The 5,467-nt window shown below is 75.9% G+C and carries 6 protein-coding genes and 1 pseudogene; 2 read left to right on the forward strand and 5 right to left on the reverse strand.

The genetic code is table 11. The features are described from left to right. The 5 genes and pseudogenes from ABZ914_RS45320 to ABZ914_RS45340 form a co-directional block, all read right to left on the reverse strand. Positions 1-367 (reverse strand): annotated as a pseudogene (locus ABZ914_RS45320) (hypothetical protein); the annotation flags it as partial. 25 nt (positions 368-392) lie between these two features. Further along, on the reverse strand, positions 393-926 hold the full coding sequence (locus ABZ914_RS45325; RefSeq protein ID WP_500200875.1) for a hypothetical protein: 534 nt from the start codon (positions 924-926) through the stop codon (positions 393-395). A 111-nt stretch (positions 927-1,037) separates the two neighbouring features. Continuing rightward, positions 1,038-1,937: a phosphotransferase gene (locus ABZ914_RS45330; protein ID WP_500200876.1), complete on the reverse strand. Its 900-nt coding sequence runs from the start codon at positions 1,935-1,937 to the stop codon at positions 1,038-1,040. Next, complete coding sequence (locus ABZ914_RS45335) at positions 1,937-2,881, reverse strand: aminoglycoside phosphotransferase family protein (protein ID WP_500200877.1); 945 nt, start codon at positions 2,879-2,881, stop codon at positions 1,937-1,939. The genes ABZ914_RS45330 and ABZ914_RS45335 overlap by 1 nt, the downstream gene beginning before the upstream one ends. A gap of 121 nt (positions 2,882-3,002) precedes the next feature. Further along, entirely contained in the window at positions 3,003-3,497 is a 495-nt protein-coding gene (locus ABZ914_RS45340) for a winged helix-turn-helix transcriptional regulator (RefSeq protein ID WP_500200878.1), read from the reverse strand. 106 nt (positions 3,498-3,603) lie between these two features. Here ABZ914_RS45340 and ABZ914_RS45345 point away from each other — a divergent pair, with 106 nt between their 5' ends. Together ABZ914_RS45345 and ABZ914_RS45350 are read left to right on the forward strand one after the other, a co-directional pair. After that, positions 3,604-5,058, forward strand: a complete 1,455-nt coding sequence (locus tag ABZ914_RS45345; protein WP_500200879.1) for an MFS transporter — start codon at positions 3,604-3,606, stop codon at positions 5,056-5,058. Between the two features lie 94 nt (positions 5,059-5,152). Then, a complete protein-coding gene (locus ABZ914_RS45350) occupies positions 5,153-5,338 on the forward strand; it encodes a hypothetical protein (protein ID WP_190868264.1) in 186 nt (61 codons plus the stop codon). Positions 5,339-5,467: the final 129 nt, after the last annotated feature.

Consider the following 5,467-nt stretch of genomic DNA (forward strand, 5'->3'; position numbering starts at 1 on the left):
CGGGCAGGACCCGGCCCGCCGTGCCGACCAGCACGGCCAGGCCGAGCACCATGGCCGGGCGGGGTTGGGTGGGCAGCCCCGCCGCGCGCGCCCCGACCAACGTCGCCGCCGCGACGGCGAGGCCGCCCGCGGCCGTCCACGCCGGACGCCGGCGGCGCAGCAGCGCGAGCGCGCAGACGACCACCGCGGCCGGACCGCCGAGCCGCCAGCTCGCGATGCCCCAGCTGTCGGCGAGGGCGACCGCCTGGTAGGCGATGGCCGCGGCGAACAGTGCGGCGAGCCCGGCGCTGGAGGCGGCCCCGGCCCATCGGCGGGAACCGATCAACGCGGCCGCGCCGCACCACCGCCGGACCGCGCCGTTCGCCATCGCTTCGCTCTCCTCTTCGGGCTCGTCATGGGTACGGCCGTCGCGCGGTCGTGGCCCGATGCTCCCGGTCCGGTCGCACCTTGTCGAACACGCGCAGGCCCGCGCCGGTGACCAGGGCGCCGATCATGATCAGGACGGCCAGGACGGTGACGGCGCCGTGCTCGGCGATCCGGGCCGACGCGACCACCGCGATCCCGCCCGCGCCGACGGCGGCCGCCGCGGGCACGGGCAGCCTGCGGAGCGCGGAGCCCACGAGCACCGCCAGGCCGAGCGCGGTGACAGGCCCCGGCTCCCGCGGCAGGTCGGCGGCCGCGGACACGGCGATCGCGGCGGCCGAGACGATCAGCGCCGCGACCGCCGCCCCCAGGGGCCACCGCCCGCGCAGCAGCGCGAGCGCGCACACCGCGACGGAGATGACGAGGTCGAGGACCCACGACGTCCCGCCCCAGCTGTCCATGAGCATGTAGGTCGTGAAGGCGATGCCCAGGGCGAACACGAGGCCCAGCCCGATGTCGGACAACACGGCCCCGGCCGGCCGCGGTCGATCCGCTGCGTTCATGCGCACGACGCTAGGGAGCCGCGCCGCCCGCCGAACCGGCCGAAAGTACGGAAAGGACGCCCGCGGGTCGTGCTCCCGGCCGGTTCGCCTGTGCTCGGTGGTCGTGGGGTGTTACGGCCGGAGGGCGAAGAAGGTCTTGACGCGGCGCTCGTGGTAGTCGAGGTCGTCCTCGTCGTGCACGGCGCCCCGCCGCCGGGCGTGCTCGAAGTAGGCCGCCTCGCGCCGCAGCCGGTGCCTGATCAGCTGGACGACCGTCTCGTCGTCCATCTCGCCCGCGGTGCCGCCGGCGTCGTGGTAGTCGGCGATGAAGCGGCGCCGCTCGTCCGGCGCGTCGCCGTGCTCGTCGGCCCATTCGAGCGCTGCGGACGCCACCTCCAGCTCGGGCGCTCCGACGAACGCCTCGTCCCAGTCCAGGACCGCCACCAGCCGGCCGTCCCTGGCGAGGGTGTTGCCGGTGTAGAAGTCCGCGTGCAGCGGGTGGCGCACGCGGCGGCGGCGGTGGAATCCGGCGAGCCAGCGGTCCAGTTCCGGATCGGCCAACGCGGGGACGTCGTGCGGCGGCTCCCCGTACAGGCCGGTCTCCAGGAACGACGGCACGGGGCGCGGCGGCGGCCGGTGGGACGCCAGCGCGCGGTGCAGCCGTGCGAGGAGCCGCGCGCCTTGCGTCCGCATCTGCGGCTCGTCGGCGTCCGGCCACTCGCCCGCGACATGGGACCACACCGACACGGGCCGGCCCTCGACCCGGACGACCGTCGTCCCGTCGCGTGCGCGCAGCGGCGCGACCGCCTCCGGCAGGCCGGCGGCGGCATGCGCGGCGATCCCGTGGCACCACTCGGCCTCGGCGTCCGTGCGGCTCGCGGGACCGACGCGTACGACGATGTCGCCGGCGCGGTACGCGGCCGACTCCTCCCCGCCGTACAGCCGCACGGGTTCGCCGTCGACGGGCCGTCCCCAAACGTCCTGGACCGCGCGCCTCATGGCGGCGGTCAGCGGCGTATCGACGAACGGCATCACGCACTCCTTTCGGACATCCGGTGGCGGAGCAGGGCGGTGGCGATGGTGACCTGGACGGGGTCGAGCGCCGTCTCGCCGTCCTCGACGTCCCACAGCGCGTTCTGCAGGACGCGGCCGAGCGTCCACCCGGCCGCCCGCCGCCGGTCCAGGCCGAGGGCCTCGGTCAGCAGGTCGAAGCGGCGGAGCACCGCGCGCGAGACGTCACCGGCGGCCACCAGTTCGTCCCACCGGTTGTCCAGCGCGGGCAGCAGGTCGAAGCCGGGATCGCCGGCGAGCGGCTTGGGGTCGATGGCCAGCCAGGGCTCCCGGTCCCCGGCGAGGACGTTGTCGTAGTGCAGGTCCCAGTGCAGCAGCCGGTCGCCGGGCTCACCGACCAGCTCGGCCACGGCGGACGCGCAGGTCCGGACCAGCCGCCGGTCGGCCGGGTCCGCCAGCGCGGGCACGGCACGCGGCACCTCGTCGAGCATGGCGGCGGCGATGTCGGCCAGGCGGCGCAGACCGTCCGGGGCGGGCACCGCGACCAGGCGCGCCAGCAGCCCGGCCAGGATCTCCAGGGCGGCGGTGTCGTCGGCCACCGACGACAGCGGCCGGGCCTCGTCGAGGCGCTCCAGCAGCATCGTCCCGGTGCCGGGATCGTGGTCGAGGAGGCGGACCGCCCCGTCGCCGTTCCACACGCGCAGGCCGACCGGCTCGGTGGCGTGCTCGTCGGTGACCGGCTGGAGCTTGAGCGCGGCGGGCGTGCCGTCCGCGCGGGTCACCGGCAGGACGAGGGACGCCATGCCGTGCCGTCCGGGACCGTCCGGCCGCAGCTCCCAGCGGTCCAGGAAGGCGGCGGCCAGGTCGGGCAGCGCCGCGATCCAGGCACGGCCGGACGCACCGCCGTGCCTGGCGTGCGAGGCGGCCAGCGCCTCGGGGACGTCGATGCGGATCGACGTGCTCATGGTGAAGGTCTCCTTCGTGGACTCGGATGTCGATCGGCACGAAGGAGACGGCGGCGGCGCCCGGCTTCCGGGCAGGGGTCAACGCATGCCCCAAGCCTAACGGCCGCCGCGCCGAACGCGGTCAGTCCCGGCGCGGCAGCACGGCGCGGGCGAGGGCGTCGCGTTCGGCCGCCTCGCGTTCGGCGGCCTCCTGCTCGGCGGCCGCGCGCCGGTCGTAGGCGGTGCGCGCCGCCGCGATGGCGTTCTGGTGCTCCTCCGTCCAGACGACCAGGGCGCGGATGGTGCTGTGGAGGGTCGCGCCCATCGGCGTCAGCGCGTAGTCCACCCGCGGCGGGACGGTCGGGTGCACCGTCCGGCTCACCAGCCCGTCGCGCTCCAGATGCCGCAGCGTGCGGGTCAGCATCCGCTGGCTGACGCCGTCGATCGCGCGCCGCAGCTCGGTGAAGCGCAGGCTCCGCTTGTCCAGCAGCGCGATCACCTGGAGCGACCACTTGTCGGCGATGCGGTCGAGGATCTGCCGCACCTCGCAGTCCGCGCGCTGGTCCCACTGGAGGACGTCGTCGTCGACGCCGGTATCCCCGCAGTAACCGAGGGACTCGAGAGTGCCGTCTTCCATGGTCACCGATGGTGCCCGACGATTGCGCCGGTAACAAGAGGGAACCGGCGGGCACTCGGGGAACCGCCCCGGGGCGCGGTTCCCGACGAGAGGGAGTCGAGCACCGATGTCCAATTCCGTCACCGGATCCGGCGGGCGCCCGGCGGGCCGCTCCTGGGGCGTGCTCCTGGTGCTGTGCGGCGCGATCTTCCTGGAGGGGATCGACGTGGCGATGCTGAACGTGGCGCTCCCGTCGATCCGCGCCGACCTCGGCCTGTCCACCGGGATGCTCAGCGGCGTCGTCAGCGCCTACGTGCTCGGCTACGGCGGGTTCATGCTGCTGGGCGGCCGCGCCGCCGACCTGCTGGGCCACCGCCGGATGTTCGTGCTGTGGCTGGCGGTCTTCCTGGTCTTCTCCGGGCTCGGCGGGCTCGCCACCGAGGGCTGGACGCTGCTGGCCGCCCGGTTCGTCACGGGCGTCGCGGCCGCGTTCATGGCGCCCGCCGGGCTGGCGCTGGTCACGTCCGCCTTCCCGGAGGGGCCGGCGCGCACCCGGGCGCTCGGCGTGTACGCGGGGACGGCGGCGGGCGGCTTCTCGCTCGGCGTCGTCGCGGGCGGCGCGCTCGCCTCGCTCGGCTGGCGCTGGGTGTTCTTCGCCCCGGTCGTCCTGTCGGCGGTGATCCTGGTGGCGGCGCTGGTCCTCGTCCGCGACGCCCGCGCCGAGCGCTCCCCGGACGGCTTCGACCTGGCGGGGGCGTTCACGCTGACCGGGGCGATGCTGCTGCTGGTGTACGGGGTCGTCCGGCTGGAGCGCGCCGGCGACGGCCCCTTCGTGACCGCCGGCGTGTTCGCCGCCGCGCTGGCGCTGCTGCGGCTGTTCGCCCGCGTCGAGCGCCGCTCCCCGTCGCCGCTGGTGCGCCCGGGCCTCCTGCGGACGGCCCCGCTCGTCCGGGTGAACGTGACCGCGCTGCTGTTCCTGGCCGCGTTCGCGGGCTTCCAGTTCCTGGCCACCCTGTACTTCCAGGAACTGCGCGGCTGGAGCACGATGCAGACGGGCCTGGCGATGCTGGTGATCGGGCTGGACACCGTCCTGGCCCCCGTCCTGACGCCGCGCCTGGTGAACCGGTTCGGCAACACCCGCGTGCTGCTCGCCGGCATCGTGGTCGCCGCGGTCGCCTACGCGCTGTTCCTGCCCGTCGGGATGGACTGGACCTACGTCGCCATGCTCCCGGCGCTGTGCCTGCTCGGGCTGTCGTTCGCCCTGGCGTACGGGCCGCTGACCATGGCCGCCACCGACGGCGTCGCCGAGGACGAGCACGGCCTGGCGGGCGGCCTGCTCTACACCGCCATGCAGTTCGGCACGGCGCTCGGGCTGTCGGCCGTCACCGCCGTCGACGTCGCCGCGGGCGGGGGACTGGACGGCCTGCGCGTCGCGCTGGTCGTCCCCGTCGCGGCGGCGACGCTCGGCGCGGCCGTCATCGCGTCCGGCCTCCGCACGCGCGCCGGGCGGGACGGCGCACCGCCGAGCGCGACGCCTCCGGCCGGGTCCGCGGCGACCGGCTCCGCACGGGCCGCCGCCTGAGCCGGAGAATGAAGCGGGAAGAAAAGGGCATCTGTTGTCGCGGGACAACGGTCCGGCACCCGAGCCGGGCCGGTGGCGATGAGGAGTGACGGACATGAGCCTCTTCCAGCGGTTCTCACGGGCCCGGGCGGGACGCCGGACCAGGGCCGCCGAGCGGCGCCGCACCCCGAGCTTCCGCGAGATGCGCGCGCAGATGCGCACCGCGAAGGCCGAGGCCGACCTCCTCGCGACCGAGGAGCGCATCCACATGGAGGCCGCCCGCATCCGCAGCGGGCGCTGAGCGGCACCGCACCGTTCGAGTCGCGGACGATCGCGGACGACGGAACCGCGGGGGCGGGGGGGCCCGGGGGGGGCCCGGCCCCCGCCGGGGGGCGGGCCCCGCCGGACCCCCGCCCCGGGACGCCCGCGC

Source organism: Spirillospora sp. NPDC046719 (genome assembly GCF_040645715.1).
In the GTDB taxonomy this organism is placed as follows: Bacteria; Actinomycetota; Actinomycetes; order Streptosporangiales; family Streptosporangiaceae; genus Spirillospora.

Excerpts from the sequence above, each read along its gene's own strand:
- ABZ914_RS45330 (WP_500200876.1), bottom strand. The coding sequence starts at position 1,937 with ATGCCGTTCGTCGATACGCCGCTGACCGCCGCCATGAGGCGCGCGGTC.
- ABZ914_RS45345 (WP_500200879.1), top strand. The coding sequence starts at position 3,604 with ATGTCCAATTCCGTCACCGGATCCGGCGGGCGCCCGGCGGGCCGCTCC.
- ABZ914_RS45335 (WP_500200877.1), bottom strand. The coding sequence starts at position 2,881 with ATGAGCACGTCGATCCGCATCGACGTCCCCGAGGCGCTGGCCGCCTCG.
- ABZ914_RS45350 (WP_190868264.1), top strand. The coding sequence starts at position 5,153 with ATGAGCCTCTTCCAGCGGTTCTCACGGGCCCGGGCGGGACGCCGGACC.
- ABZ914_RS45340 (WP_500200878.1), bottom strand. The coding sequence starts at position 3,497 with ATGGAAGACGGCACTCTCGAGTCCCTCGGTTACTGCGGGGATACCGGC.
- ABZ914_RS45325 (WP_500200875.1), bottom strand. The coding sequence starts at position 926 with ATGAACGCAGCGGATCGACCGCGGCCGGCCGGGGCCGTGTTGTCCGAC.